The sequence below is a fragment of the Streptomyces saintjeani genome (genome assembly GCF_055409605.1).
Map to the genome: position 1 here is coordinate 1,696,383 of NZ_CP189624.1, position 24,819 is coordinate 1,721,201.

At 71.5% G+C, this 24,819-nt stretch carries 24 protein-coding genes, 2 pseudogenes and 1 riboswitch; of the genes and pseudogenes, 5 read left to right on the forward strand and 21 right to left on the reverse strand.

The annotated features are described in order from the left end of the window. Window positions 1–10 precede the first annotated feature (10 nt). Complete coding sequence (locus ACQCO7_RS07460; RefSeq protein WP_464071073.1) at window positions 11–1,339, reverse strand: peptidase C39 family protein; 1,329 nt, start codon at window positions 1,337–1,339, stop codon at window positions 11–13. A gap of 41 nt (window positions 1,340–1,380) precedes the next feature. Between ACQCO7_RS07460 and ACQCO7_RS07465 the strand changes: the two genes are divergently transcribed. Together ACQCO7_RS07465 and ACQCO7_RS07470 are read left to right on the forward strand one after the other, a co-directional pair. Continuing rightward, the gene (locus tag ACQCO7_RS07465) at window positions 1,381–2,082 is read left to right on the forward strand and encodes a uridine kinase family protein (RefSeq protein WP_464071074.1); all 702 of its coding nucleotides are present in this window, start codon (window positions 1,381–1,383) and stop codon (window positions 2,080–2,082) included. Window positions 2,083–2,548: 466 nt separating this feature from the next. Further along, window positions 2,549–4,411 (forward strand): AAA family ATPase, encoded by a 1,863-nt coding sequence (locus tag ACQCO7_RS07470; RefSeq protein WP_464071075.1) that lies wholly within the window; start codon window positions 2,549–2,551, stop codon window positions 4,409–4,411. A gap of 111 nt (window positions 4,412–4,522) precedes the next feature. On the opposite strand, the gene ACQCO7_RS07475 is transcribed toward ACQCO7_RS07470, so the two are convergent. The 9 genes from ACQCO7_RS07475 to ACQCO7_RS07515 all read right to left on the reverse strand — a co-directional run bounded on the left by ACQCO7_RS07475 (window position 4,523) and on the right by ACQCO7_RS07515 (window position 12,016). Further along, on the reverse strand, window positions 4,523–5,572 hold the full coding sequence (locus tag ACQCO7_RS07475) for a hemolysin family protein (RefSeq protein WP_464071076.1): 1,050 nt from the start codon (window positions 5,570–5,572) through the stop codon (window positions 4,523–4,525). A gap of 151 nt (window positions 5,573–5,723) precedes the next feature. Further along, window positions 5,724–7,049, reverse strand: a complete 1,326-nt coding sequence (locus ACQCO7_RS07480) for a hemolysin family protein (RefSeq protein WP_464071077.1) — start codon at window positions 7,047–7,049, stop codon at window positions 5,724–5,726. Between the two features lie 214 nt (window positions 7,050–7,263). Beyond that, complete coding sequence (locus ACQCO7_RS07485) at window positions 7,264–7,704, reverse strand: PH domain-containing protein (RefSeq protein WP_464071078.1); 441 nt, start codon at window positions 7,702–7,704, stop codon at window positions 7,264–7,266. An 11-nt stretch (window positions 7,705–7,715) separates the two neighbouring features. Continuing rightward, on the reverse strand, window positions 7,716–8,573 hold the full coding sequence (hisG, locus tag ACQCO7_RS07490) for an ATP phosphoribosyltransferase (protein ID WP_464071079.1): 858 nt from the start codon (window positions 8,571–8,573) through the stop codon (window positions 7,716–7,718). 44 nt (window positions 8,574–8,617) lie between these two features. Beyond that, window positions 8,618–8,890 carry a phosphoribosyl-ATP diphosphatase gene (locus ACQCO7_RS07495; RefSeq protein ID WP_010357964.1) on the reverse strand — a complete coding sequence of 91 codons (273 nt, stop codon included), beginning with the start codon at window positions 8,888–8,890 and terminating at the stop codon, window positions 8,618–8,620. A gap of 33 nt (window positions 8,891–8,923) precedes the next feature. After that, window positions 8,924–9,409, reverse strand: coding sequence for a 6,7-dimethyl-8-ribityllumazine synthase (ribH, locus tag ACQCO7_RS07500; RefSeq protein ID WP_010357963.1), 486 nt, complete (start codon window positions 9,407–9,409; stop codon window positions 8,924–8,926). Next, entirely contained in the window at window positions 9,406–10,791 is a 1,386-nt protein-coding gene (locus ACQCO7_RS07505) for a bifunctional 3,4-dihydroxy-2-butanone-4-phosphate synthase/GTP cyclohydrolase II (protein ID WP_464071080.1), read from the reverse strand. Before ACQCO7_RS07505 ends, ribH begins: the two co-directional genes overlap by 4 nt. Continuing rightward, complete coding sequence (locus ACQCO7_RS07510; protein ID WP_464071081.1) at window positions 10,788–11,411, reverse strand: nicotinamide mononucleotide transporter family protein; 624 nt, start codon at window positions 11,409–11,411, stop codon at window positions 10,788–10,790. The genes ACQCO7_RS07505 and ACQCO7_RS07510 overlap by 4 nt, the downstream gene beginning before the upstream one ends. Continuing rightward, window positions 11,408–12,016, reverse strand: coding sequence for a riboflavin synthase (locus tag ACQCO7_RS07515; protein WP_464071082.1), 609 nt, complete (start codon window positions 12,014–12,016; stop codon window positions 11,408–11,410). Before ACQCO7_RS07515 ends, ACQCO7_RS07510 begins: the two co-directional genes overlap by 4 nt. A gap of 159 nt (window positions 12,017–12,175) precedes the next feature. Beyond that, a riboswitch (FMN riboswitch) is annotated at window positions 12,176–12,306 on the reverse strand. A gap of 123 nt (window positions 12,307–12,429) precedes the next feature. Between ACQCO7_RS07515 and ACQCO7_RS07520 the strand changes: the two genes are divergently transcribed. After that, window positions 12,430–13,164: an SDR family oxidoreductase gene (locus ACQCO7_RS07520; RefSeq protein ID WP_464071083.1), complete on the forward strand. Its 735-nt coding sequence runs from the start codon at window positions 12,430–12,432 to the stop codon at window positions 13,162–13,164. A gap of 11 nt (window positions 13,165–13,175) precedes the next feature. Here the strand turns inward: ACQCO7_RS07520 and ACQCO7_RS07525 are convergent. Together ACQCO7_RS07525 and ACQCO7_RS07530 are read right to left on the reverse strand one after the other, a co-directional pair. Beyond that, window positions 13,176–13,448, reverse strand: a pseudogene (locus ACQCO7_RS07525) (ROK family protein); the annotation flags it as partial. A gap of 612 nt (window positions 13,449–14,060) precedes the next feature. Further along, window positions 14,061–14,960: pseudogene (locus ACQCO7_RS07530) on the reverse strand (ROK family transcriptional regulator); the annotation flags it as partial. Window positions 14,961–15,074: 114 nt separating this feature from the next. Between ACQCO7_RS07530 and ACQCO7_RS07535 the strand changes: the two are divergent. Further along, window positions 15,075–16,262 carry an MFS transporter gene (locus ACQCO7_RS07535; protein ID WP_464071084.1) on the forward strand — a complete coding sequence of 396 codons (1,188 nt, stop codon included), beginning with the start codon at window positions 15,075–15,077 and terminating at the stop codon, window positions 16,260–16,262. 80 nt (window positions 16,263–16,342) lie between these two features. After that, complete coding sequence (locus tag ACQCO7_RS07540; RefSeq protein ID WP_464071085.1) at window positions 16,343–17,032, forward strand: DUF5995 family protein; 690 nt, start codon at window positions 16,343–16,345, stop codon at window positions 17,030–17,032. Between the two features lie 2 nt (window positions 17,033–17,034). On the opposite strand, the gene ACQCO7_RS07545 is transcribed toward ACQCO7_RS07540, so the two are convergent. From ACQCO7_RS07545 to rpe, 9 genes are all read right to left on the reverse strand, one after another. Then, on the reverse strand, window positions 17,035–18,732 hold the full coding sequence (locus tag ACQCO7_RS07545) for a flavin monoamine oxidase family protein (RefSeq protein WP_464071086.1): 1,698 nt from the start codon (window positions 18,730–18,732) through the stop codon (window positions 17,035–17,037). 14 nt (window positions 18,733–18,746) lie between these two features. Beyond that, window positions 18,747–19,532: a carbon-nitrogen hydrolase family protein gene (locus ACQCO7_RS07550; protein WP_464071087.1), complete on the reverse strand. Its 786-nt coding sequence runs from the start codon at window positions 19,530–19,532 to the stop codon at window positions 18,747–18,749. A gap of 151 nt (window positions 19,533–19,683) precedes the next feature. After that, a complete protein-coding gene (locus ACQCO7_RS07555) occupies window positions 19,684–20,124 on the reverse strand; it encodes an Lrp/AsnC family transcriptional regulator (protein ID WP_010357949.1) in 441 nt (146 codons plus the stop codon). A 21-nt stretch (window positions 20,125–20,145) separates the two neighbouring features. Beyond that, the gene (locus ACQCO7_RS07560) at window positions 20,146–20,646 is read right to left on the reverse strand and encodes a GNAT family N-acetyltransferase (protein WP_464071088.1); all 501 of its coding nucleotides are present in this window, start codon (window positions 20,644–20,646) and stop codon (window positions 20,146–20,148) included. A gap of 55 nt (window positions 20,647–20,701) precedes the next feature. Further along, window positions 20,702–22,144, reverse strand: a complete 1,443-nt coding sequence (locus ACQCO7_RS07565; RefSeq protein WP_464071089.1) for a GuaB1 family IMP dehydrogenase-related protein — start codon at window positions 22,142–22,144, stop codon at window positions 20,702–20,704. A 78-nt stretch (window positions 22,145–22,222) separates the two neighbouring features. Further along, entirely contained in the window at window positions 22,223–22,492 is a 270-nt protein-coding gene (locus ACQCO7_RS07570; protein ID WP_464071090.1) for a barstar family protein, read from the reverse strand. Next, window positions 22,489–22,893, reverse strand: coding sequence for a guanyl-specific ribonuclease (locus tag ACQCO7_RS07575; protein WP_464071091.1), 405 nt, complete (start codon window positions 22,891–22,893; stop codon window positions 22,489–22,491). The genes ACQCO7_RS07570 and ACQCO7_RS07575 overlap by 4 nt, the downstream gene beginning before the upstream one ends. Window positions 22,894–22,933: 40 nt before the next feature. Continuing rightward, window positions 22,934–23,944, reverse strand: coding sequence for a sugar-binding transcriptional regulator (locus ACQCO7_RS07580; RefSeq protein ID WP_010357941.1), 1,011 nt, complete (start codon window positions 23,942–23,944; stop codon window positions 22,934–22,936). Between the two features lie 109 nt (window positions 23,945–24,053). After that, window positions 24,054–24,734, reverse strand: coding sequence for a ribulose-phosphate 3-epimerase (gene rpe / locus ACQCO7_RS07585; RefSeq protein WP_464071092.1), 681 nt, complete (start codon window positions 24,732–24,734; stop codon window positions 24,054–24,056). Window positions 24,735–24,819 lie beyond the last annotated feature (85 nt).

The following is a 24,819-nucleotide window of genomic DNA, read 5'->3' on the forward strand; positions in this document are numbered from 1 at the left end:
GAGAGCTTGCTCACACGGTGACGCCGACCGCGGCGAGGGCGCCGCGCTGCCGGCCGTCGGGCCGCGCGGGGAAGTACAGGTAGCAGACGCCCCCGCTGCCGGAGGAGACCTTGCCGTCGGCGGTGTACCGCTTCGTCCGCAGCCAGATGTTCTCCCACTCGCGGCGCCGGTAGACCCGCCGCACGGCCTGATCCGTGGGCGAGGCAGGGTCGTTGGCGATCACATCGCCGTCCGGCGTGAACCCGATCACCGTCATCAGATGCCCCGCCGTCCCGTACCCCGCGCCGGTCAACTCCTCTTTCCTGAACGACTGCGAGGTGATCGCCGGGATGCCGGCCGCGATCAGGGTCTCCAGGTCGGTGAGGGAGGTCAGCCGGGTGACGACGGACTGGAGGCCGGCGTACGTGGCCGCGTAGGCGGCGTTGAAGGGCCAGTTGCCGCAGCCCTCGTACTGGAAGTCGTAGGTGTGGCGGGCGGCGTGGCAGACCTGGGGGTCGGTGAACGACGGGTCCACCCAGGCGAGTTGCTCGGCGGTGGGGCGTCCGCCCCAGTACTCGACGATCATCTGCGAGGAGGTGGGGCTGCACCATGCCTCGCCGCCGCCGTCGTACTGCGGGTACTGGCCCCGGTGGATGTCCTGGGAGTAACGCGGGACGATCAACTCCCTTGCCAGGCCCGGAGTTGACGCCGGCACCGTGAAGCGGTCGGGTACGTCGGAGCCCATCGCGCCGGCGCGCCAGACCGTCGGGGTGAGGCGGGTGTCCGGCCTGCGGTGGAGGGTCAGGCGCAGGCGGTACGCGGTGAGGCGCGGGCCGCTCGCGGGGTCGTCGATCGCGAGGGTGTCCGTCCAGACGGTGCTGCGGCCGTCCTTCTGGCCGTCGACGGAGGTCCGTCTGATGTCCTGGTCGCCGGAGGCCCAACGACCCATGACGTACCAGGGAGTTGGCGTGCCGTCGGAGTACGTGCAGGTCAGCTCGGTCTGGAGCCAGGTGCCCGGCGGGGTGTCGGCGTTCCAGGAGGCGATCACCTCGGTCGCGGGCACGGCGAACCGGTACGCCGGTGAGGTCCAGGTCGCGTACTCCCAGTCGGCGGTGGTCCCGGTGTGCGGGTCGGTGTACGGCGCCGTACCGGCCGCGTCCCCGATCACGACGCCGGGCCGCGCTCCCCCGGCCACGGCCACCCCGTCCGCGTCCCCCGCGCACCAGTCCCCGTACGACGTCCACCCCCGGAAGTCGACCGTGCGCGGCGAGGGCGGGGAGGCGGCGGCCGTCACGGTCGCGGCGGCGGTGACGACGGCCGCGAGGACGGTCCGGCGGGACGGCTGCTCGGCGTTGCTCATGGGACGGCACCCCCGGGGATTCGGCGGACAGTCCGCCCACTATGACCCCGCACGTCCGCGGTGTCCGGCACCGACATGGACGCGACCTAGACTGGCCTCCCCCTTTCTCCGTCCACTCCGTACGACACCCGGGACCCGCCATCCACCAGCTCGCCGCCCTCCTGCGCCGCCTCCCGCCCTCCTGCGGGCCGGTCCGGCTGGTCGGCGTGGACGGGCACGCGGGGTCGGGGAAGTCGACGTTCGCGGGGTGGCTGGCCGGGGAGCTGGGCGGGGCGCCGGTGCTGCGGATCGACGACGTCGCGAGCCACGAGGAGCTGTTCGGCTGGACGGAGCGGGTGCTGACACGGGTCGTCGGACCGCTGCGCCGGGGGGAGGACGCCTCGTACGCGCCGTACGACTGGCGGGCGCGCGCCCTCGGGCCGTCCCGGGTTCTGCCCGCCGCGCCCGTGGTGCTGATCGAGGGCGTCGGGGCCGGACGGCGGGCGCTGCGGCCGTATCTCGCGGCGGTGCTGTGGATGGAGATGGACCAGGAGCGCGCCTGGGCGCGGGGGCGGGCGCGGGACGGGATGGAGCAGCGGGAGTTCTGGGACGGCTGGGTCGGCGCGGAGCGGGCGCATTTCGCCGAAGACCCCACACGACCTTCCGCGAATCTCCTGGTACGGCAGACATCTCAGGGGTACGAGGTGCTGCCGGGGCCCTCGGGAGCGCTTGGTCCGTACCGGGATGTCACACAGCGTAGCTAAACGCCCGTGTTGTGGTGAAACGGTGAAGGGCCTTGCGGACGAATGCGTCTCACTGCTTCAACTCGGCTTGACCGAGGGGCCGTACAGGACTTACGTTCTCAATGTGCGGCATTCGAAGCCGCCCGAAGACGCGAAGCCCCCGGTTGTTCCCCCGTGATCGGGGGCTTCGTTCTGTCCTCCTCCGGTCCGTGAGCCTCTTCTCCGGCCGTGGAACGGCCCCTTCCGCTCACCCAGGGTCACCGTCCCGGATGCGCCCCATCTGCTCCCACCTCGTCAAACGTCCGGTGCGGCACCCTACGGCCGACCCCTCCCACGCGGGTACGATGCAGGCGGTGCGACCTGCCGGGCACTGCTCTCAACTCCGGCCCGGAGCACAGCGGTTCGGGTATGCAGTGGTTCGGCTCTGAGATCCGGCGGGCGACGGCTCACCGGCCATCCGACGGGGGCACGGTTTGTGGGGGACGTGATGGATTTCGGCACCCGGGGCCCCGACGCCCCGGCCGACCTCGCCTGGCTGCGAGGCGTGGACGCCTACACGATGGGCGCCTATCCGCAGGCCGAGGAGGAGTTCCGCACCGCGGTGCGGATCGACCCCGGCATGGCCGACGGCTGGCTCGGGCTGCACGCGCTGCGCGTGGACACCACCACCGCGCTGCTGCGGATGTTCCGGCACCGCGACCGCTTCGGCGAACAGCGCACCCGGCACCGCCGTACGCTCAACTCCTGGTACTGGCTGGGCTGGTGGGTGCAGCCCGTGCTGGAGAGCCCGCGCGATCTGCTGCTCGCGCACGCCTCGCACTGGCTCGACGGACGCCATGTCCCCGAACTGGACCGGGCGTTGGCAGGGCTGCCGCCCGTCGACACCGACCACCAGGTGCGGTTCCTGCACGCCTGCCGGGCCTATCTGGTCAAGGACTGGGAGCAGTTGACGCGCCACACCGACCCGCTGCTCGACGATCCGCTGCTCGGCATCGAGGCGGGGCTGTTCGGCGGGATGGCCCGCGTCCGGCTCGAAATGTACGGCCAGGCCGAGCCGTTGCTCTCCACCGCGCTCATGCGCTGCCGCAGCGAACAGCCGCAGCGCAAGGAGCTGCGCTACTGGCTCGCCCGCGCGCACGAGGGCACCGGGCGCTCCGCCGCCGCGCTCCCCCTCTACCGCGCCGTCCACCGCGTCGACGCCGCGTTCATGGACACGTCCGCGCGGCTCGCCGCGATCGCCGAGGGCGACGGGTACGACGACTCCGCCGACCTCGCCGCGATCACCCTCACCGGGTTCGGACAGGACAGCGTCGACGCGGCCGACGGGTTCGATCCGCTGTTCGGCACGGAGGGGCGGGACCTGAAGCTCACCGACCCCGGCGAGCTGCCGCCCGTCGTACCGCTGCCGCCCGTCTCCGAACCCGGTGCGCGGGAGAAGTCCGTCGCCGCCACGCTGCCGCCCGGGCCCGCGGATCCCGTCCTGCTGGAGGAAGCGCTCGCCGAACTGGAGCGCATGGTCGGGCTCGAACCCGTGAAACGGCAGGTCAAGGCGCTCTCCGCGCAGCTCAACATGGCCCGTCTGCGCGCCGGTCAGGGGCTGCCCGTCCAGCCGCCGAAACGCCACTTCGTCTTCTCCGGGCCCTCCGGCACCGGCAAGACCACCGTCGCGCGCATCCTCGGGCGGGTCTTCTACGCGCTCGGGCTCCTCGGCGGGGATCACCTCGTCGAGGCCCAGCGGGCCGACCTCGTCGGGGAGTACCTCGGGCAGACCGCCGTCAAGGCCAACGAACTCATCGACTCCGCGCTGGGGGGTGTCCTCTTCGTCGACGAGGCGTACTCGCTCTCCAACTCCGGTTACGGCAAAGGGGACGCGTACGGGGACGAGGCGCTCCAGGTGCTGCTGAAGCGGGCCGAGGACAACCGGGATCACCTCGTCGTCATCCTCGCGGGGTACCCGGAGGGGATGGACCGGCTCCTCACGGCGAATCCCGGGCTGTCCTCCCGGTTCACCTCGCGCGTCGACTTCCCCTCCTACCGGCCGCTCGAACTCACCTCCATCGGCGAGGTGCTGGCGGCGGAGAACGGGGACGTGTGGGACGAGGAGGCCCTCGACGAGCTGCGGTCCATCGCCGGGCATGTGGTGGAGCAGGGGTGGATCGACGAGCTGGGCAACGGGCGGTTCCTGCGGACGCTGTACGAGAAGAGTTGTGCGTACCGGGATCTGCGGTTGTCGATGTATACGGGAGCGTTGTCCCGGGACGACTTGTCGACGTTGCGGTTGGCGGATCTGATGCAGGCGTATGGGGAAGTGCTGTCGGGACGTGGACCGCAGGACCCGTCTGCCATGTGACGGTTGTGTTCTGGGTGCGGATCCGATGTGGCTTGTCGCGCCCACGCGGCGGAGCCGCAAATTGACACAGCCCCGCGCCCCTGAAAAACAGGGCGCGGGTGCCTGTCCGCGTCAGCCGGCCAGCGCCTTTTCCGGCACCTCCCGGTGCGCCGGGTCCGTCACCTCCCCCACCAGCGTCTCCAGCACGTCCTCCAGCGCCACCAGGCCCAGGACCTTCCCCGACGCGTCCGCCACCTGGGCCAGGTGCGTCGCCGCTCGGCGCATCACCGTCAAGGCGTCGTCCAGGGGGAGTTCCGAGCGCAGGGTCGTCATCGGGCGCCAGAGGTGCTGCGGGACCGCCGCCCGCCGCGAGTCCTCCAGGTCCAGGACGTCCTTCACGTGCAGGTAGCCCATGAAGGCGCCGTTCTCCGCGGCGATCGGGAAGCGGGAGTACCCCGTACGGGCGGTCAGGGCGACGATCTCGCCCGGGGTGACCGCCGGGGTCACCGTCACCAGTGCCTCGCGTTTCAGCAGGACGTCCGTGATCGGGCGGGAGCCCAGCTCCAGGGCGTCTTCGAGGCGTTCACGCTCCTCGGGGCCGAGGAGTCCCGCCTGGCCGGAGTCCTCCAGGAGGCGGTTGAGCTGTTCGCTGGTGACGACCGCCTCGACCTCGTCCTTGGGTTCGACGTGGAAGAGGCGCAGGATGCCCTGGGCGACCGCGCCGAGGGCGATGGTGATCGGCTTGCAGAAGCGCGCGAACCACACCAGGCCGGGGCTCAGCCAGAGCGCCGCCTTCTCGGGGGCTGCCATCGCGAGGTTCTTCGGGACCATCTCGCCGATGACGAGGTGGAAGAAGACGACCGCCGCGAGGGCGATGACGTACCCGAGGGGGTGGATCATGCCGTGCGGGAGGCGGATCCACTCGAAGACCGGCTCCAGGAGGTGCGCGACGGTCGGTTCGGCGACCGCGCCCAGGGTCAGCGAGCACATCGTGATCCCGAACTGGGCCGCCGCCATCATCTGGGGCAGCCGCTCCAGCCCGTACAGCACCTGACGGGCCCGCGCCGTGCCCAGCGGTTCGATCTGGGAGCGGCGTACGGAGACGAGCGCGAACTCGGCGCCGACGAAGAAGCCGTTGGCCAGCACGAGGAGCGCGGCGAAGAGGAGTTGCAGGAGGCTCATCGGGCGGCCTCCGGGACGGTGCAAGTACCGACGGGGTGGACGTGCCCGGCCCGGTAGCGGCGCACCGGCGATCGCCGGCCCGCGGACTCGGCGCCGTCCCCGGCAGCCGGGGCCCGACCGGGAGGCGCGGCGATCGAAGATCCCGGAAGGCTCATCGCGCCACCTCCACGACAACCCCCGTACGCACCACGCGCACCCGCTCGGCCCGGTAGTGGCCCACGCGGCGTACCGACAGGCGCCAGCCGGGGAGTTCGGTGCGGTCGCCGACGGCGGGGATGCGGCCGAGGAGGTCGGCGACGAGGCCGGCGACCGTCTCGTACGGCCCCTCGGGGACCGTGAGGCCTATGCGCTGGAGCGTGTCGACGCGGCAGCTGCCGTCGACGTCCCACGCGGGCCGTCCGTCCTCCGGCAGGGCGGCGGCGAGTTCGGGCGTGTCCTGCCCGTCGTGCTCGTCGCGGACCTCGCCGACGATCTCCTCGACGATGTCCTCCAGGGTGACCACCCCGGCGGTGCCGCCGTACTCGTCGACGACGACGGCGATGGGCTGCTCGCGGCGCAGCCGGCCCAGCAGGGGCTGGACGGGGAGGGTCTCGGGGACCAGCAGGGCCGGGCGGGCGATACGGCTCGCCGGGGTGCGCAGCCGGTCGTGGACCGGGACTGCGAGGGCGTCCTTCAGATGGACCATGCCGACGATCTCGTCGATCTTCTCGCGGTAGACGGGGAAACGGGACAGGCCGGTCGCGCGGGTCAGGTTGACGACGTCCTCGGCGGTGGCCGACGCCTGGAGGGCGCTGACCTTCACGCGGGGTGTCATCACGTGCTGCGCGGTCAGCTCGGCCAGGGACAGGGTGCGGACGAACAGGTCGGCCGTGTCCTGCTCCAGGGCGCCCGCCTGCGCGGAGTGCCGGGCCAGGGAGACGAGTTCACCGGGGGTGCGGGCCGAGGCCAGCTCGTCGGTGGGCTCGACGCCCAGCGCCCGTACGAGGCGGTTGGCGACGGTGTTGAGGGCCGCGATCACCGGGCGGAAGAGCCGGGAGAACGCGTGCTGCGGTCCGGCGACGAACCGGGCGACCTGGAGCGGCTTGGAGACCGCCCAGTTCTTCGGCACGAGTTCGCCGATGACCATCTGGATCGCGGAGGCCAGGAGCATGCCCACGACGACAGCGACACCGGAGACGGCGCCGTCCGGGACACCGATCGCCGTGAACGGGCCGTCGAGAAGCTCCGCGAGGGCCGGTTCGGCGAGCATGCCGACGACGAGGGACGTGATGGTGATGCCGAGCTGGGTGCCGGAGAGCTGGAAGGAGAGTTCCTTCAGCGACTCCACGACCGTACGGGCGCGTTTGTCGCCCTCGGCGGCGGCCTTCTCGGCGTCCGGGCGCTCCACGGTGACGAGTCCGAACTCCGCGGCCACGAAGAAGCCGTTGGCCAGGATCAGGACGAACGCGGCCGTCAGGAGCAGCAGGGGGGTGGTCATGATGCCGCCGCCTCCGGGGGGAGGGGGAAGGGGGCGGCGCAGGTACTACAGGACGATCCGTCCATTGCCGGAGGGAGTCACTCCTCGGATAGCAGGTGTCCCCCTGTCCGCCGGGGCGCGGTACGACAGGGGCGGAGACGCAGGGAAGAGTCTCCGCCACCAGATTAATCAAGACAGGGGCCTCAGCGGCAGGCCCGACGACCCGGATGTCTCCCTAGGAGTTCTCGGGGTCCCGGATCGAGCGGGCCTCGGACAGTGCGCGCAGGGCGCTCGCGTCGGTGATGGCCTGCTTCTTGTCGAAGCCCGGCTGGATGCCGAGCGCGGGCAGGCTGGTGCCGTCGCTGAGGTTGAGGAACACCCACGGGTCGCCCGGACGGAGGTTGACCTGGAGGATCTCGGCCCAGTCCAGGCGCCGCCTCGACACGATGTTGACGACGGTGACCCCGGCCTCGTCGGCGACGACGCGGACCCGGGAGAGCAGCGCGAGGACCCAGAAGACGAGGCCGCCGGTGACGACGAAGCTGAGCCGCTCCCCCGGGCCGAGCTGTTCGAGCAGCAGGGCCACGGCGGAGATGGTGAGGAAGATCGTCACACCGGACCCGAGCAGCACCGCGCGGGTACGGCCGGGCCGGAAGGTGACGGGCAGATCAGGCATCGTGCGGTCCCTCAGAGCCGGCAGGCGTGGATGGCCGTCGTGAGGATCGCGCGCGCGCCGATGTCGTACAGGTCGTCCATGATGCGCTGCGCCTCCTTGGTGGGGACCATCGCGCGGACGGCGACCCAGCCCTCGTTGTGCAGCGGGGAGACGGTCGGGGACTCCAGACCGGGCGTGAGCGCGACGGCCTTCTCCAGCTGCTCGACGCGGCAGTCGTAGTCCATCATCACGTACGTCCGGGCGACCAGGACGCCCTGGAGGCGGCGCAGGAACTGCTGAACCTTCAGCTCGGCAGCGTCCTCGGTGTCGGCGCCGCTGCGGCGGATCACGACCGCCTCGGACTTCATGATCGGCTCGCCGAAGACCTCAAGTCCGGCGTTGCGCAGGGACGTTCCGGTCTCCACGACGTCGGCGATGACCTCGGCGACGCCCAGCTCGATCGCGGTCTCCACGGCGCCGTCGAGGTGGACGACGGAGGCGTCGATGCCGTTGTCGGCGAAGTACTTGGCGACGATCCCCTCGTACGAGGTGGCGACCGTCTTGCCGTTCAGGTCCGCCACGGTCGTCGCCGTACCGGGCTTGGCGGCGAAGCGGAACGTGGAGCGGGCGAAGCCGAGCGGGAGGATGACCTCCGCGTTCGCGCCGGAGTCGACGAGGAGGTCCTCGCCGGTGAGGCCGATGTCGAGGCGGCCGGAGGAGACGTAGATCGCGATGTCGCGGGGGCGGAGGTAGAACAGCTCCACCTCGTTGACCGGGTCGACGACCCGCAGCTCCTTCGACTCGCGGCGCTGCTGGTAGCCGGCCTCATGCAGCATGTCCGCCGCAGGGCCGGAGAGGGAACCCTTGTTGGGGACGGCGATGCGCAGCATGAGGTCGGCTTCCTTTGCTCGGGTGGGTGGTGGGGTGACTCGGTTTACAGGTGGCTGTAGACGTCGTCCAGCGAGATTCCGCGGGCGACCATCATCACCTGGACGTGGTAGAGGAGTTGCGAGATCTCCTCGGCCGCCGCGTCCTTGCTCTCGTACTCGGCGGCCATCCAGACCTCGGCGGCCTCCTCGACGACCTTCTTGCCGATGGCGTGAACGCCCTTCTCGACGAGTTCGGCGGTACGGGAGGTGGCGGGGTCGCCGGTGGCGGCCTTCTGCTGGAGCTCGGTGAACAGCTCCTCGAACGTCTTCTTGGACATGGTGAGGTCACTCTAGCCCGAGGCTCTTTCGGCTCAGTGCCACGGTTCGGATACTGAACGCAGCACGGCCGCCGTCGCGAGCGCCGCCGTCACCGCCTCGTGCCCCTTGTCCTCGTTCGAGCCCGCGATCCCGGCGCGGTCCAGGGCCTGGTCCTCGGTGTCGCAGGTGAGGAGACCGAAGCCGACCGGGACGCCCGTCTCCACGGAGACCTGGGCGAGACCCTGGGTGACGCCCTGGCAGACGTACTCGAAGTGGGGGGTACCGCCGCGGATGACGACGCCGAGCGCCACGATCGCGTCGTAGCCGCGGCCCGCGAGGACCTTCGCGGCGACCGGCAGCTCCCAGCTTCCCGGGACCCGGATCAGGGTCGGCTCGTCGATGCCCAGGTCGTGCAGGGCGCGCAGGGCGCCGTCCACCAGGCCGTCCATCACCTTCTCGTGCCACTGCGCCGCGACGACGGCGACCCTCAGGTCACCCGCGTTGCGTACGGACAGTTCCGGTGCGCCCTTGCCGCTCACTTCTCTCCTCCGGTCGCTTTCTGGTCGCCGCCGGCCGCTTCCAGCCAGGGCAGGTCGTGTCCCATCCGGTCCCGCTTCGCGCGCAGGTACCGGATGTTGTGCTCGCCGGCCCGCACGGGGGCCGGTTCCCGGCCGCTCACGGTCAGGCCGTACCGGGCGAGCGCGGCGGTCTTCTCGGGGTTGTTGGTCATCAGGCGTACGGTGCGGACGCCGAGGTCGGCGAGGATGCGCGCGCCGGCGCCGTAGTCCCGGGCGTCCGCGGGCAGTCCGAGTTCCAGGTTGGCGTCCAGGGTGTCGTGGCCCTGTTCCTGGAGCTCGTACGCCCGCAGTTTGGGGAGCAGCCCGATCCCGCGTCCCTCGTGTCCGCGCAGGTACACGACGACTCCCCGGCCCTCTTCCTGGACGCGTGCCAGCGCCGCGTCCAGCTGAGGGCCGCAGTCGCAGCGCCGCGAACCGAAGACGTCACCGGTGAGGCACTCCGAGTGGAGGCGGACCAGTACGTCGTCCCCGTCGCCGATCTCGCCGTGCACGAGGGCGATGTGCTCGATGCCGTCGGCGGCTCGGTAGCCGTACGCGGTGAAGGTGCCGTGGGGGGTGGGGAGGGGGGTCTCGGCCTCGCGCTGGACTTCAGGCATCGTTTCCTGGGCGGGGGTGTTCAGCTCGCTGAAGCCGACGCTCGTGAGGCCGGTGGTCTCGGCGAGTTCTCTGGCCCTGCGGTACTCGACCAGCTCCTCGATGGAGATGATCGTCAGGCCGTGCTTACGGGCGAACGGGATCAGCTCGGGCAGCCGCAGCATCCGGCCGTCCTCCCCGGCGATCTCGACGATCGCCCCGGCCGGCCGCAGCCCCGCGAGGCGCGCGAGGTCGACGGCGGCTTCGGTGTGCCCGTTGCGGACGAGTACGCCGCCGGGGCGGGCGCGCAGCGGAAAGACGTGGCCGGGACGGACGAAGTCGTCGGCCTGGACCGCGCCGCTCTCCTGAGAGTCACCTGTGCCCTGCGCCAGCAGCCGGAGGGTGGTGGCGCGGTCGGAGGCGGAGATGCCGGTGGTCACGCCGTGTGCGGCGGAGGCGTCCACAGAGACCGTGAACGCGGTCTTCATCTGCTCGGTGTTGTCCTCGACCATCTGCGGGAGCTTGAGCCGGTCCAGGTCCGGGCCCTCCATCGGCGCGCAGATCAGGCCCCGGCACTCGCTCATCATGAACGCGACGATCTCGGGGGTGATCTTCTCGGCGGCGACGACCAGGTCGCCCTCGTTCTCGCGGTTCTCGTCGTCCACGACCACGATGGGGCGCCCTGCGGCGATGTCCGCGACGGCCTGGGCGACCGGGTCGAGGGTGAGGTCGTCGGTGTCGGTGTCGTGGAGGACGGTTGCCGTGCTCATGCGGGGACTCCTTCCAGAGCGGTCCGGCGTGAGCGCAGCCACCAGTCGCGCATGCCCCACAGGACGAGGGCGCCGTAGATGACGTAGACGAAGCCGGAGAAGGCGTAGCCGTTGGCGAAGTTGAGGGGGACGCCGACGGCGTCGACGAGGAGCCAGGCGAACCAGAACTCGACCATGCCCTTGGCCTGCGCGTACATGGCGACGAGCGTGCCGACGAAGATGTACGCGTCGGGCCAGGGGTCCCAGGAGAGGCTCGGGTTGGCCTTGAAGATCAGGGCGACGGCGACCGTGCCCGCCGCGCCGGCCGCGATCATCGCGCCGCGTTCGTTCCAGGAGGCGAAGCGGGGGACGATGCGTCCCTGAGCGCGGTTGCGGCTCCACTGCCACCAGCCGTACGCGGCGACCGCCATGACGACGACCTGCTTGCCGGCGCTGCCCGCGAGGTGCCCGTAGAAGGCGCTGAACAGGATGAGGCCGGAGGCGAACTGGACCGGCCAGGTCAGCAGGTGGCGGCGCCAGCCCAGCGCGAGGGCGACGAGGCCGAGGATGTTGCCGATCATGTCCGACCAGATGATGTGCTGGTCGAACAGGACGAACGCCTCGGAGTTGAGCCCGTTCACTTCGCCGCTCCGGGAACCCGGTCGCCCATCAGGCGCTCGACGTACTTCGCGACGACGTCCACTTCGAGGTTGACCGGCTCGCCGGGCTGCTTGCGCCCGAGCGTGGTCAGGTCGAGGGTCGTCGGGATCAGGCTGACGGTGAAGTGGTCCGGGGCGGCTTCGACGACCGTGAGGCTGATGCCGTCGACGGTGATCGAGCCCTTCTCGACGACGTACCGGGAGAGTTCGGCGGGCAGCGAGACCTTGACGATCTCCCAGTTCTCGGACGGCGTGCGGGCCAGGACCTGGCCGGTGCCGTCGACGTGCCCCTGCACGATGTGCCCGCCGAGGCGCGCGCCGAGGGCCATCGGCCGTTCCAGGTTGACGCGGGAGCCGACGGTGAGGGCGCCGAGGCTGGAGCGGTCGAGGGTCTCGGCCATCACGTCGGCGGTGAACTCGTCGCCCTCGTGCTCGACGACGGTGAGACAGACCCCGTTCACGGCGATGGAGTCGCCGTGCTTCGCGCCGTCGGTGACGACAGGGCCGCGCAGCCTGAACCGGGACGCGTCGCCGAGGATCTCGACGGCGGTGACCTCACCCAGCTCTTCAACGATTCCGGTGAACACTTCCCGGGTCCTCCTGCCACGATCGGGCACGGACTCCGGGGCCTGTCGAGAGACGACAGAGAACACGGGCGCAAGCACACAGGGCCGCGCCGGACACACGTACGCACTCGTCCTCGGACGAGCGCACGTACGGCGGCGCACCAGAGGTGCGTGAACCCGCCGCGCACTGCCTCCCATCCGGACTTTAACCGTCGGTCCAGGAATTCCACCTGGTCAACCGATCACTGGAAGCGATCGGGTCGCGGACTGTAACCGCCGGTTCGGACTTTCACCGACCCCGGAGTGCGCTGCTTTAGGTACACGGTCAGTGTGCCACGGCGGAGGGTCGTCCATACGGGTGAAGCGTGTGGGGTGGCTCACAGGAAGCATTCCGGCACTCTGGGTATGGAACGCCCTGTCGAAGGAGTTGAGCTATGCCCACGATTCTGGTGACCGGCGGGACCGGAACCCTGGGGCGGCCCGTCGTCGAGCGGCTGCGGGCGGGGGGCCACGAGGTGCGGGTGCTGAGCCGGCGCGGGCCCGGGTACGCCGTCGATCTGTCCGTCGGCGGTTCCGGACTGCGTACGGCGCCGGCGGGCGTCGACACGGTCGTGCACTGCGCGAGGTCGCCGCGCGGGGGTGACGAGAAGGCCGCGCGGAATCTGATCGGGGCCGTGCGCGAGGCGGGGGTGGGGCATCTGGTGTTCATCTCGATCGTGGGGGTGGACCGGGTGCCGCTCGGCTACTACCGGTCCAAGCTCGCCGTCGAACGCCTGGTGGCGGAGTCGGGGGTGGGGTGGACGGTCCTGCGGGCGACCCAGTTCCACGACCTCGTCGCGCAGGTGCTGGGCACGCTCGCCAGGTCCCCCGTGCTGCCGGTTCCCGCCGGGGTGAGCGATCAGCCCGTCGAGGTGACCGAAGTCGCCGAGCGGCTCGCCGGGTTGGCGCTGGGCGAGCCTCAGGGGCGGGTTGCGGACATGGGCGGTCCCGAGGTGCGGACGTTCGACTCGCTCGCCCGGTCGTATCTCAAGGCGCGGGGCAGGAGGCGCCGGCTGGTCCGGGTCCCGCTGTGGGGCGCGGCGTACCGGGCGTTCCGCGCGGGCGGGCATCTGACGCCGGGGAACGCGGTGGGGAAGCGGACGTTCGAGGAGTACCTGACGGGCGAGTAGCGCCCCGCCCCCTACGACGCCCCGAACAACTCGTCCTGCGCGGCTTCCCGAGCGGTCAACAAGGCACCGCGCAACACGGCCCCGCCCCCCAACGCGCTGGCCCTGACCTCGGTGACCAACGGCGCCATCCGCCTGATCCGAGCCTCGACCTTACGGGCGAGAACACCCCCTCCGGCTTGCCCGACCTCACCACCGAGAACGACACACCCGGGGTCGAGGACGGCTACGACGGAGGCGACACCGAGGGCGATGCGGTCGGCTAGGGCGTCGAGGAAGAGGGCGGCGGGGGTGGGTTCGGGAACGGGGATGCCGGCCGGGCTGGTGGCCTCATCGCCGGGGGCGTCGGCGAGGGGCGGGACAGTGGGGGCGGGCGCCGACAGCGCGGGCTGACCGAGGGGGCTGGTCGTCCCGGGGGCGTCACTGAAAGGCGGGATGGCGGCTCCAGGCGTCGCTGACATGGACAGCCCGAGGGGGCCAGGCGCATCGACGAGAGGCGGCACGGCAGGAACCTCACCGCCGAGGGCACCGGCGAGAGACGCGACGGCAGCTTCGGACGCCGACAGCGCGGCCAGCCCGCGAGAGCCGGGTTTGGCAGGCGCGTCAGCGAGAGATGGGACGGCAACCTCATCGCCGGCAGCATCAGGCGCTGCCGGCGCGGCCAGCCCGAAGGAGCCGGGCGCGCCAGTGCGAGGCGGGTCGCCAGCTTCAGGCGCCGCCGACGCGGGCGGCCCGAGAGGCCCGGGCCCGGCAGACGCGCCAGCGCGAGGCGGCACGGCAGGAACCTCACCGCCAGGAGCACCGGCGAGAGGCGAGGCGTCGGCATCAGGTGCCGGCATCGCCGTATCCCCGTGCTCCGCGTCACCCGCGCCCCCAGCCGAGCCGTTCCCGGCGGCCGTTCCCGCCCCGCCCACGGAGGCCACCGCGTCGGCCGCCCCCCGAACCACCCCCGCAGCCCCCTCCCCCGCCACCCCGAACGCCCCCGCCAGCCGCTCGACGGCCCATCCCCCGGCCACGGAATGGAATCCGCCCTCGCAGTCCGTGGCCGACGGCAGGCCCACCCCCGGTACCGGCAGGAAGCCGATCTCGCCGGTGCCCCCCGAAGCCCCCCGCCGCAGCGCCCCGTCCAGCACGACGGCCGCCCCCACCCCCTGCCCCAGCCACAGCAGCACGAACGTGTCCCGGTCCCGGGCCGCTCCCTCCCCCCGTTCCGCCAGAGCCGCGAGGTTCGTCTCGTTCTCGACGAGTACGTGAGCTGCGGGGAAACGTTCCTGGAGTACCGCCGTCAGGCGCCGGTGCCAGCCGGGGAGCCCGTTGGAGTCGCGGAGATCCCCGGTGGACGGCTCGATCAGCCCCGGCGCCCCGATGCACACCGTGTGGAGCGTGTCGGCCCCCGCCTCCTTCGCGGCCCGCTCGACCAGCGTCACCGCCTGATCGAGGGCGAGGTCCGTCGCGAGATCCCCGGCGATCGGGACGGCGGCCTCCGCGAGCACCCGCCCCACGAGGTCGGAGACGACGACGGCGACCCCGTCGGTGCGCACATCGAGCGCGGCCAGAGACGCCCGGCTCGCGACGATCCCGTACAGCTTCGCGTTGGGCCCCCGCCGATGCGCCCCGGACTCACCGACGACCTCGATCAGCCCCGCGGCCGTGAGGCGTTCCGCGAGGTCCGCGACCGTCGGCCGGGAGAGCCCCGTGAGCTGCTTCAACTGCCCTGCCGTCAGCGGGCCTTCGCGCTGGAGCAGGCGCAGGGCGAGCCGGTCGTTGATGGCTCGGGCCGTGCTCGGTGATGCGGGCATGGCGGGATCCTCCCATGGCCGGGACCGTCCCGAACCGCAAGCGCCCTCTATTTATCAGGAAGGGTCCCTGATAGTTTGCGGCGCGACACGAGGCGGCTCGATCGAGGGGTGGGCATGGGGACGGACGTACGCCGGGGCCGGTACGCCATCTCGGCGGTGTTCGCCGTGCACGGCGGGGTGACGGGGTCGTTCGCGACCCGCGTCCCGTGGATCCAGGACCACGCGGGCCTCGGCGCGGGCCAACTCGGCTTCGCGCTGGCGTTCACCGCGTTCGGCGCGGCCTGCGCGATGCCGTTGGCGGGCTGGATCACGCACCACCTGGGCACGCGTACGGCGCTGCGGACACTGCTCGCGCTGTGGACGCTCTCCCTGGTCCTGCCGTCCCTCGCGCCGAACCTGCTGACCCTGTGCCTCGCGATGTTCGCGTACGGCGCGACCGCGGGGATGGCGGACGTCGCGATGAACGCGATGGGCGTCGAGATCGAGCACCGGCTCGGCAAGTCGATCATGTCGGGCCTGCACGGCATGTGGAGCGTGGGGACGCTGATCGGCTCGGGCGCGGGCACGCTCGCCGCGCACCTCGGCGCGGACGCCCGCATCCACCACGCGCTGGCCGCGCTGATCCTGACGGCGCTGGGCCTGACCGCCTGCCACTGGGTCCTGGACCTGCGGCCGACGCAGGGCGAGGAGGCACCGCCCCGCTTCACGCTGCCGCCGCGCTCGGCGCTGCTGATCGGCGCGGTCGGCTTCTGCGCGGTGTTCGCGGAGGGCGCCAGCATGGACTGGTCGGCGGTGTACCTGGAGGACCGGCTGACGGCGTCGGCGGGGCTCGCGGCGGCCTGCACGACCGGTTTCATGCTGACGATGGCGATCGCGAGGCTGGCCGGGGACGCGGTGGTCGACCGGTTCGGGGTGGTGCGGACCGTGCGCGCCGGTGGGGCTCTCGCCGTGGCGGGCGGCGCGCTGGTCGTCGTGGCCGGTCATCCGGCCGTGGCGATGGCGGGGTTCGGCCTGATGGGGTTCGGCATCGCCGTCGTCATACCGCTGTGCTTCGCGGCGGCGGGACGCTCGGGACCGAACCCCAGTCAGGCGATCGCGGGCGTGGCGACGATCACGTACACGTCCGGGCTGGTCGCGCCGAGCCTGATCGGCGGGGTGGCGCACGCGACCAGCCTGACGGTGTCGTTCGGGGTCGTCACGGCCCTGTCGTGCGGGCTGCTGCTCTTCGCGGGCGTCCTGCGGGGCGCCGAACGCGTGCAGGCCGGCTCCGAGGCCGCAGCGGTGCCGGACCCGCGTCCCTGACGCCGCTCCGGTGTCCCTCGTTCTGGGGAAGCCCGGCCGTCCGTCCCCCGAACCTCCGGCGGGCCTGCCACCCTTCCCCCATGCCGGAGTTGCAGCGCCACACGTCGTCCGCCGTAGACGCGGTGATCGCCCGGATGCGGGCCCTGGACGCGGAGTTGCCCGCGCGGGACGGGGTCGCCGTGTTCAACCGGGTCTATCTGGCCGTCACCGAGGAGGTGGACCGGCGCATCGACACGGGCCGCTTCGCGGAACCCCGCGCGGCGGTCACCCTGGACGTGCGGTTCGCGCTGCGGTACCTGGACGCCGTCGACGCGGAGCTGAACGACCGCCGTACGCCCGCCTGCTGGCGCCCGCTGTTCCAGATGCGGCGGCATCCGGGGGTACGGCCGCTCCAGTTCGCGCTGGCCGGGATCAACGCGCACATCGGGCACGACCTGGCGCTGGCCGTCGTGGACGCGTGCCACGAACTCGGGTGCGAACCGGCCGCGCTGGAGGACGAGTTCGACCAGGTCGGGGACATCCTCGTCGCGCTGGAGGAGCGGATCAGGGAGGAGCTGATGCCGGGTCCGGATCTGCTCCAGCTCGCCGATCCGCTCACGCACCTGCTGGGCTCGTGGAGCCTGGAGCGGGCGCGGTCGGCGACCTGGTCGGCGGCTCGGGCGCTGTGGGCGCTGCGGCGGTTCCCCGAACTCACCGGGGAGTTCGGGGAACGGCTGGACACGGGGGTGGGGTTCGCGGGGCGGATGCTGCTGACGCCGCTGCCCGATTAGGTTCAGTCCTCCGGGAGTTCGACCGGCGCGATCTCGTCGTACACGTCCCCCGGGCCCGGGTTGCTCGGGTCGGTCTCCCCGCCGAAGTGGTGCATCACGCCCCACACCGCGTTCAGCGCGGTCTGTACGGCGCCCTCCGCCCACCCGGCGGTCCAGGAGATGTCGTCCCCGGCGAGGAACAGGCCACGCCGGTCGGCGGGGAGCCGGTCCTGCATGAAGTGGGTGAACAGGCGCCGCTGGTAGCGGTAGTGGCCGGGGAGGTTGGCCTTGAACGCGCCCATGAAATAGGGCTCGTTCTCCCAGGAGACGGTCACCGGGCTGCCGATGACGTGGCGCCGGATGTCGACGCCCGGATAGATCTCGCCGAGCGACTTCAGCATGACCTCCATCCGCTCGTTCGCGGACAGCGGCAGCCACTTGAGGCTGTCGTCGCACCAGGTGTAGGAGAGGCAGATCACCGCCGGTCTGTCCGGGCCGTCGTCCAGCAGGTACGTCCCGCGCGTCATCCGGTCGGTGAGGGTCATCGACATGACGTCCCGCCCGGTCGCCGGGTCCTTGTCGAGCCAGAACGGCCGGTCGACGGGGACGAACAGCTTGGAGCTCTCCATGTAGTGGGTGCGCTCGATGGCCGTCCAGTGGTCGGCCGGGAAGAGGTCGTCGTCGCACACGACCTTGGACAGCAGCATCCAGGACTGCGCGGTGAACACGGCCGCGCGGTACGTGCGGATCGCGCCGTCCGCGTCGGTGACGGTGATCCGGTTCCCGGCGGTGCGGTGCAGGCGGGTGACGGCGGGACGCGGTTCGCCACCGGCGTGCAGCGCCTTGAGGGACGTGCCGTACGGCCAGTGCACGAGCTTCTCGGGCTCCGACTCCCACAGCCGCAGCGGGAGTTGCTGCGAGCCGCCGACGATCCCCCGGTGATGGTCGTCCGCCTCCGTGTAGACGACCCGCAGGATCTCCAGGATCGAGTTCGGGAAGTCGGTGTCCCAGCCGCCCGTGCCGAACCCGACCTGGCCGAAGATCTCGCGGTGCCTGAACGACCTGAACGCCTCGGAGGCGCACAGGAATCCGTAGAACGTCTGGTTGTCGAGCCGCTCGACGAGCCGCCCCCAGATCTCGCGGATCCTCGGTACGTCCCGCTCCCGCAGCGCCCGGTTCATGTCCGCGAACTCGGCGCCTTCCTCAAGGCACTTGGCCCACGCCTCGGCGACGTCCCGGTAGACCTGCGGGAGATCCTCGATCGTCTCCGCGTAGTGGGACTCCCCCTTGAGGTCGACGACCGTCGAAGGGGTCACCTCCGCAAGGGGGTTGGGGAAGGGACGGGTCTGGAGTCCGGCCAGGTCGATGTAGTGCTGGAGGGCCGTGGAGGACGGCGGGAAGCGCATCGCGCCCATCTCGGCGGTCAGCGAGGGGTCACAGCCCTCGAAGCCGACGGTCCGCAGCCGCCCGCCGATCCGGTCGGCCTCGTACACGACCGGCTTCAGGCCCATCCGCATCAGCTCGTACGCGGCGACGATCCCCGACAACCCGCCCCCGATGACGGCGACTTCGGCGCCGTGCTCGGTCGCCGGGATCTGCCCGAGGCCCGCCGGGTGGGCGAGGAAGTCGTCGTAGGCGTACGGGAAGTCCGGCCCGAACATCGTGATCGGCGGCTGCTGCGCGTCGGTGTGCTCTACGGCATTGGGCACCATGGACGTCATGGGGGTACGGACTCCTAGCGGGCCAGGGACCGGTACAGGTCCGGGCGGCGGTCGGCGAGATAAGGGTTGGCCTCGCGGGACGCGGCGAGGAACGCGGGATCGGCGTCCGCGAGGAGCAGTTCCTCGCCGAGGCCCGCCCGGGCGCGGGCGACTCCGTCGGGGCCGGCCAGCACGGACAGGCCGACGAAGTCGAACTCCCCTTCCGCACCGACCCTGTTGACGTACGCGATGTAGAGCTGGCTCTCGAACGCCCGGACCGGGATCATCGCCTCCGCGACGAACTGGAAGGGGTGCATCTGGGCCGTCGGCACGATCAGCAGGTCGGTGCCGGCGAGGGCGTGCGCGCGCACGTTCTCCGGGAACTCCACGTCGTAGCAGATCATCAGGCCGACGGTCAGCCCGCCCAACTCCGCCTGCGCGACCGGCTGTTCACCAGGCGTGAAGTGGTCGCGCTCGAAGGGGCCGAAGAGGTGGGTCTTGCGGTAGTTCGCGAGCCGGTCGCCGGTCGCGGAGATCACCTGCGCGGAGTTGAAGACGGCGTCGCCGGCTCGCTCGGAGTACCCGTACGCGATGGCCAGTCCGTGCCGCGCGGCCAGCTCCGCGACCGCGTCCGCCGACTCCCCGTCGGCCGGCTCCGCGAGCCTCTCGACGTCGACCGCGTACCCCGTCAGGAACATCTCCGGCGCCACCAGCAGCTCCGCCCCCGCCTCGCCCGCCCGTCCGGCCGCCTCACCGAGCACCTTGAGGTTCCCCTCGACCGAGCCGGGACGTCCGGAGCTCTGGAGCAGGGCGATGCGCATACGTGTCCTCACCTGGGCGGAAGGGGGGTGTCGGGGGCCAGATAGACGGTACGGTCGGCCGGGCCGAGCGGACAACAGGCACCCATTGCGGGCAGGTGAGCGATTCGTTGCGCGAAGCGGGGAGACCCCGGCGATTCGTTGCGTACGGCTCTTATGCGGGCGCGCGCCTCAGCAGCGGTGACAGCACCAGCACCGACTTGGTCCGCTCCACGAACGGCTCCCCCGCGATCCGCTCCAGCACCCGTTCGAAGTGCCGCATGTCGGAGGCGAAGACCTGGGCGATGGCGTCGGCGTCGCCGGTGACGGTGGAGGCGGCCACGACCTCCTGGTACCGCTCAAGACCGCGCCGGATGGTCTCGGGCGACGTGTTCCTGCGGCAGTGGATCTCGACGAACCCCTCGGTCTCCCACCCGAGCGCGACCGGATCGACCCGCACCGTGAACCCGGCGATGGCCCCGCTCTCCCGCAGCCGGTCCACCCTGCGCTTCACGGCGGGCGCGGACAGCCCGACGATCTGCCCGATGTCGGCGTAGGACCGCCGGGCGTCCTCGGCGAGGGCGTGCACGATACGTTCGTCCAGGTCGTTCAACACATACGGCAGTAGACCACGCCCTCAGCGGCTCAGCTCCCGGGTGAGGAACCGGCACGGATCGGCGTGCTCCCGCCGGACGCCGTTCACGTCGCGGTAGGACCAGCGGTCGACGTACCGCACGCCGGGCCGGTACCCGAGCCGCTCGTACAGCGCCGCCGCGCGCGGGTTCCTGTCGTCCACCCCGAGCCCCATGACCTCGACGCCCCGCGCGAGCGCCCGCTCCTCGGCGGCGCGCACCAGCGCCGTCCCGATGCCCTGCGAGCGCAGGTGCTCGGGCCACACGAACAGGCCGTTGATCTCGGGGCAGCCGGGGTGCGCGGCCTGGACCTCGGGGGCCTCGCAGCCGGTCCAGAGGATCTCCGCGCGACCGACGGGCCGGCCGTCGAGCCACGGGATCAGATACGTACTGCCGCCTGCCTCCTGGCGGGCGAAGCGCATGGGGTGGCTGCCGTCGAAGCTGTCCGACGGCATGACACGCTCCAGCACGACGAGGTCCTCGCGACGGCAGGCCATGATCTCCATGGGGACGACGCTAGAGCGCCCCGCCCCCGGCCCGCCTCCCCTTTTGCCGAAGTGCCTAGCTCCAGCTCGCGTGCAGCGGCTTCCCCTCCGCGTACCCCGCCGCGCTCTGGATCCCGACGACCGCCTTCTCCTCGAACTCCGCGAGGGAACCGGCGCCCGCGTACGTGCAGGACGACCGCACCCCGGCGATGACGGAGTCGATCAGGTCCTCCACCCCCGGCCGGGCCGGGTCGAGGAACATGCGGGACGTCGAGATGCCCTCCTCGAACAGCGCCTTGCGGGCGCGGTCGTACGAGGACTCCTCGGACGTGCGGTTGCGGACCGCGCGGGCCGACGCCATGCCGAAGGACTCCTTGTAGAGGCGCCCGTTCGCGTCCTGCTGGAGGTCGCCCGGCGACTCGTACGTACCGGCGAACCAGGAGCCGATCATCACGTTGGACGCCCCGGCCGCGAGGGCCATCGCGACGTCGCGCGGGTGGCGGACACCGCCGTCGGCCCAGACGTGCTTGCCGTGCTTGCGGGCCTCGGCCGCGCACTCCAGGACGGCGGAGAACTGCGGCCGGCCGACGCCGGTCATCATGCGGGTCGTGCACATCGCGCCAGGACCGACCCCGACCTTGATGATGTCGGCGCCGGCCTCGATCAGGTCCCGTACGCCCTCGGCGGAGACGATGTTGCCGGCGGCGATCGGCACCCGGGGGTCCAGCGCGCGGACCGTACGGATCGCGCTGATCATCGACTCCTGGTGGCCGTGGGCCGTGTCGATGACGAGCGTGTCGACGCCCGCGTCGAGGAGCTGCTTGGCCTTGCCGGCGACGTCCCCGTTGATCCCGACGGCGGCGGCGATGCGCAGCCTGCCGTTCGCGTCGACGGCCGGCGTGTAGAGGGTGGCCCGCAGCGCGCCCTTGCGCGTGAGGATCCCGGCGAGCCTGCCGTCGCCGTCGACGGCCGGCGCGTACCGCCGGTTCGCCGAGTCCAGCGTCGTGAACGCCTCGCGCGGGTCGATGTCCGCGTCGAGGAGCAGCAGGTCACGGGACATGACCTCGCTGAGCTGCGTGAACCGGTCGACGCCGGTGAGGTCCTGGTCGGTGACGACCCCGACGGGCCGCCGCTCCTCGTCGACGACGACACCGGCGTTGTGCGCGCGCTTGGGCAGCAGCGCGAGCGCGTCGGCGACGGTCTGCTGGGGCGACAGCACGATCGGCGTGTCGAGGACGAGGTGGCGGCTCTTGACCCAGGAGACGACGTCCGTGACGACGTCGATCGGGATGTCCTGCGGGATGACGACGAGCCCACCGCGCCGGGCCATCGTCTCGGCCATCCGGCGTCCCGCGATCGCGGTCATGTTGGCGACGACCAGCGGGATCGTCGTACCCGTCCCGTCCGGCGAGCGCAGGTCCACCGCCTGGCGGGAGCCGACCGCGCTGCGGCTCGGGACCATGAAGACGTCGTCGTAGGTGAGGTCGTACGCGGGCTTGATGTCATTGAGAAAACGCACGTACTTGATTCTCCCACGTGGGTCCCGGAACAGCCCCGGGACGATCGTCCAGCCTGTACGGGAACGTCCTGGAGCTTCCTACAGGGCGAGCAGGACGGGGAGAGCCGTCCCCTCGAAGATCTCCAGCGCGATCTCCCACTCCCCGGGCTGGGCCTTGGCGTACGGCCGCCATTTCTGTACGACGATCCGCTCGGTCCCTTCCGGCCAGAAGCCGGGATCTCGCAGGACGTCGGCCAGCGCGTCCCAGTTGCGGCCGAACCAGTCGGGCAGCCGCAGCCCCTGCGCGAACCGGTCCATCAGCCCGGCCCTGTCCGTGACCCCGTCGAGGTCGATCGCGATGTCGGTCATCTCAGTACCGTCCGGAACGAGTCGTAGTGATCATCGGTGTAGTAGATCTCGCCGCCCTGTCCCGTGACAATGCGCCGGGCGCCCCGGTCGCGCGAGCCCGGGGTCTTCACGGTGTACTCGTGGTAGTAGCCGCGCTTCTGTTTCGGCAGCCGCCCCTCGAAGTTCCCGAAGACGACGCCGTCGCGGGAGTAGGGGTAGGGGCCGCCCTTGTCGATGAGGGCGAGGGTCCGGCGGGCCTCGGCGGGGAGATCGGCCGCCTTGACGGTGGCGAGGCCGTCGGAAGGCCGGCCACTGGGGGCGGCCCGCGCGTCGTTCGTACGATGATCCGACGAGCATCCGGCGACACCCCCGATCGAGACCAGCACACACAGAAGCACCCGGGAGACGAACCGCAGCAGCATGCCGTAGATGCTGCCACGGCCGCCCCCGGGGAGCCGTCCGTCAGGGGCCGTCCGGGTCGGACCGGTTCAGCGCCGACTTGGGCGTGGGTCCGGCGGTCATCAGGTAATCCGCCGCCGAGGTGTCCGTGACGAGGCTGGTGACCAGCCCCGACCTGAGCACCGCGTCGATCGCCGCCGCCTTGCGCTGCCCGCCCGCGATCGCGACGACCTCGGGGATACGGCGCAGCTGGTCCGCCTTGACGGTGATGCACCGCTCGCCGAGGTCCCGGCCGACCCGGCGCCCCTCGGAGTCGAAGAGGTGCGCGGACATCTCGGCCGCGACGCCGAGGGAGGAGTAGTGGGCCCGTTCCTCGTCCGTCAGCATGTCGTGGACCGTGGAGACGCCCGGCTCCCAGGAGCCGATGGAGACGCAGGCGACCGTGACCTTGTCGAAGTACTCGAAGGCCCGCGCGATCCCGGTCTGGCTGCGCAGCGCGGCGGCGGTGGCCGCGTCCGGCAGCAGCATGGGCGCGTAGATGGGGTGGGCGTCGCCGCCGGACACCTGAGCTGCCCGGCGGACCGCCTCGACCGAGCCGCGCTCGGCCGTGCCCGCGTCGTACACGCCCGTCAGCTGCACCACCGTGCACGGCGGGAGCCGGTCGAGGGCCGCGGCCATGTTGATGGTGGAGCGGCCCCAGGCGAGGCCCAGGACGTCCCCCTCGTCGAGGAGTTCGCCGAGCAGGTCGGCGGCCACCTCGCCCAGGTTCTCGGGGTCGGGGGAGTCCTCGGCGTCGGCCGGGGACTCGACGACGACCGCGTGCCTCAGGCCGTAGCGGGCGCGCAGCGCGTCGGAGCGCTCGGCGTCCAGCTCGGCCGGTACCCGGATCTCGATGCGTACGAGATCCCGTTCGAGAGCGGTCTCCAGGACCCGGGCCACCTTGAAGCGGCTGACGCCGAACTCCTCGGCGATCTGGATCTTGGACTTGCCCTCCAGGTAGAAGCGGCGGGCCATGGCCGCCGCCTGCACCAGCTCCGCGGGTCCCATCCGCATGGCCGAACGGCCCGCCGACATACCCGACACGGCGATCTCCTCACTGCTGTTTCACACTCTGGATTCGCCGTTCATCCTCGCAGATCCGGCGGTCTTGATCAGCCCTGAAGGGCTCTGTCGCGGGGTTCGTTCACTTGCCCGTGGCCCGGTGGTCGCATGCCGCCTCGGCCTGGGCGCGCAGTCCGCGTACGGCGGCGGCGGGATCGTCGGCGCCGTACACGGCCGAACCGGCGACGAACACGTCCGCGCCCGCCTCCGCGCAGCGCTCGATCGTGCTCGCGGAGACGCCGCCGTCGACCTGGAGCCACATCTGGAGGCCGTGCTTGTCGATGAGCTGCCGGGTGCGGCGGATCTTCGGCAGCATGATGTCGAGGAACGCCTGGCCGCCGAAGCCCGGCTCGACCGTCATGATCAGCAGCATGTCGAGTTCGGGGAGGAGGTCCTCGTACGGCTCGACGGGGGTCGCGGGCTTGAGGGCCATCGACGCGCGACCGCCCTGCGCGCGGATCTCGCGGGCCAGGCGGACGGGGGCGGCGGCGGCCTCGACATGGAAGGTGACCGAGGAGGCGCCGGCCTCGATGTACTGCGGGGCCCAGCGGTCCGGGTCCTCGATCATCAGGTGGCAGTCCAGCGGGGTGTCCGTCGCCTTCGCCAGGGACTCCACGATCGGGACGCCGAGGGTGAGGTTGGGGACGAAGTGGTTGTCCATGACGTCGACGTGGAGCCAGTCGGCTCCTTCGACGGCCTTGGCTTCGTCGGCCAGGCGGGCGAAGTCGGCGGAGAGGATGCTGGGGTTGATCTGCACGGCCATGGGGCTAGCCTCCCATGGCCGGGCGGGGTGGCGAGCACCGGTGGGGGAGGCGGGGCGAAGTTTCGTGCGATGATCTTATTTAATC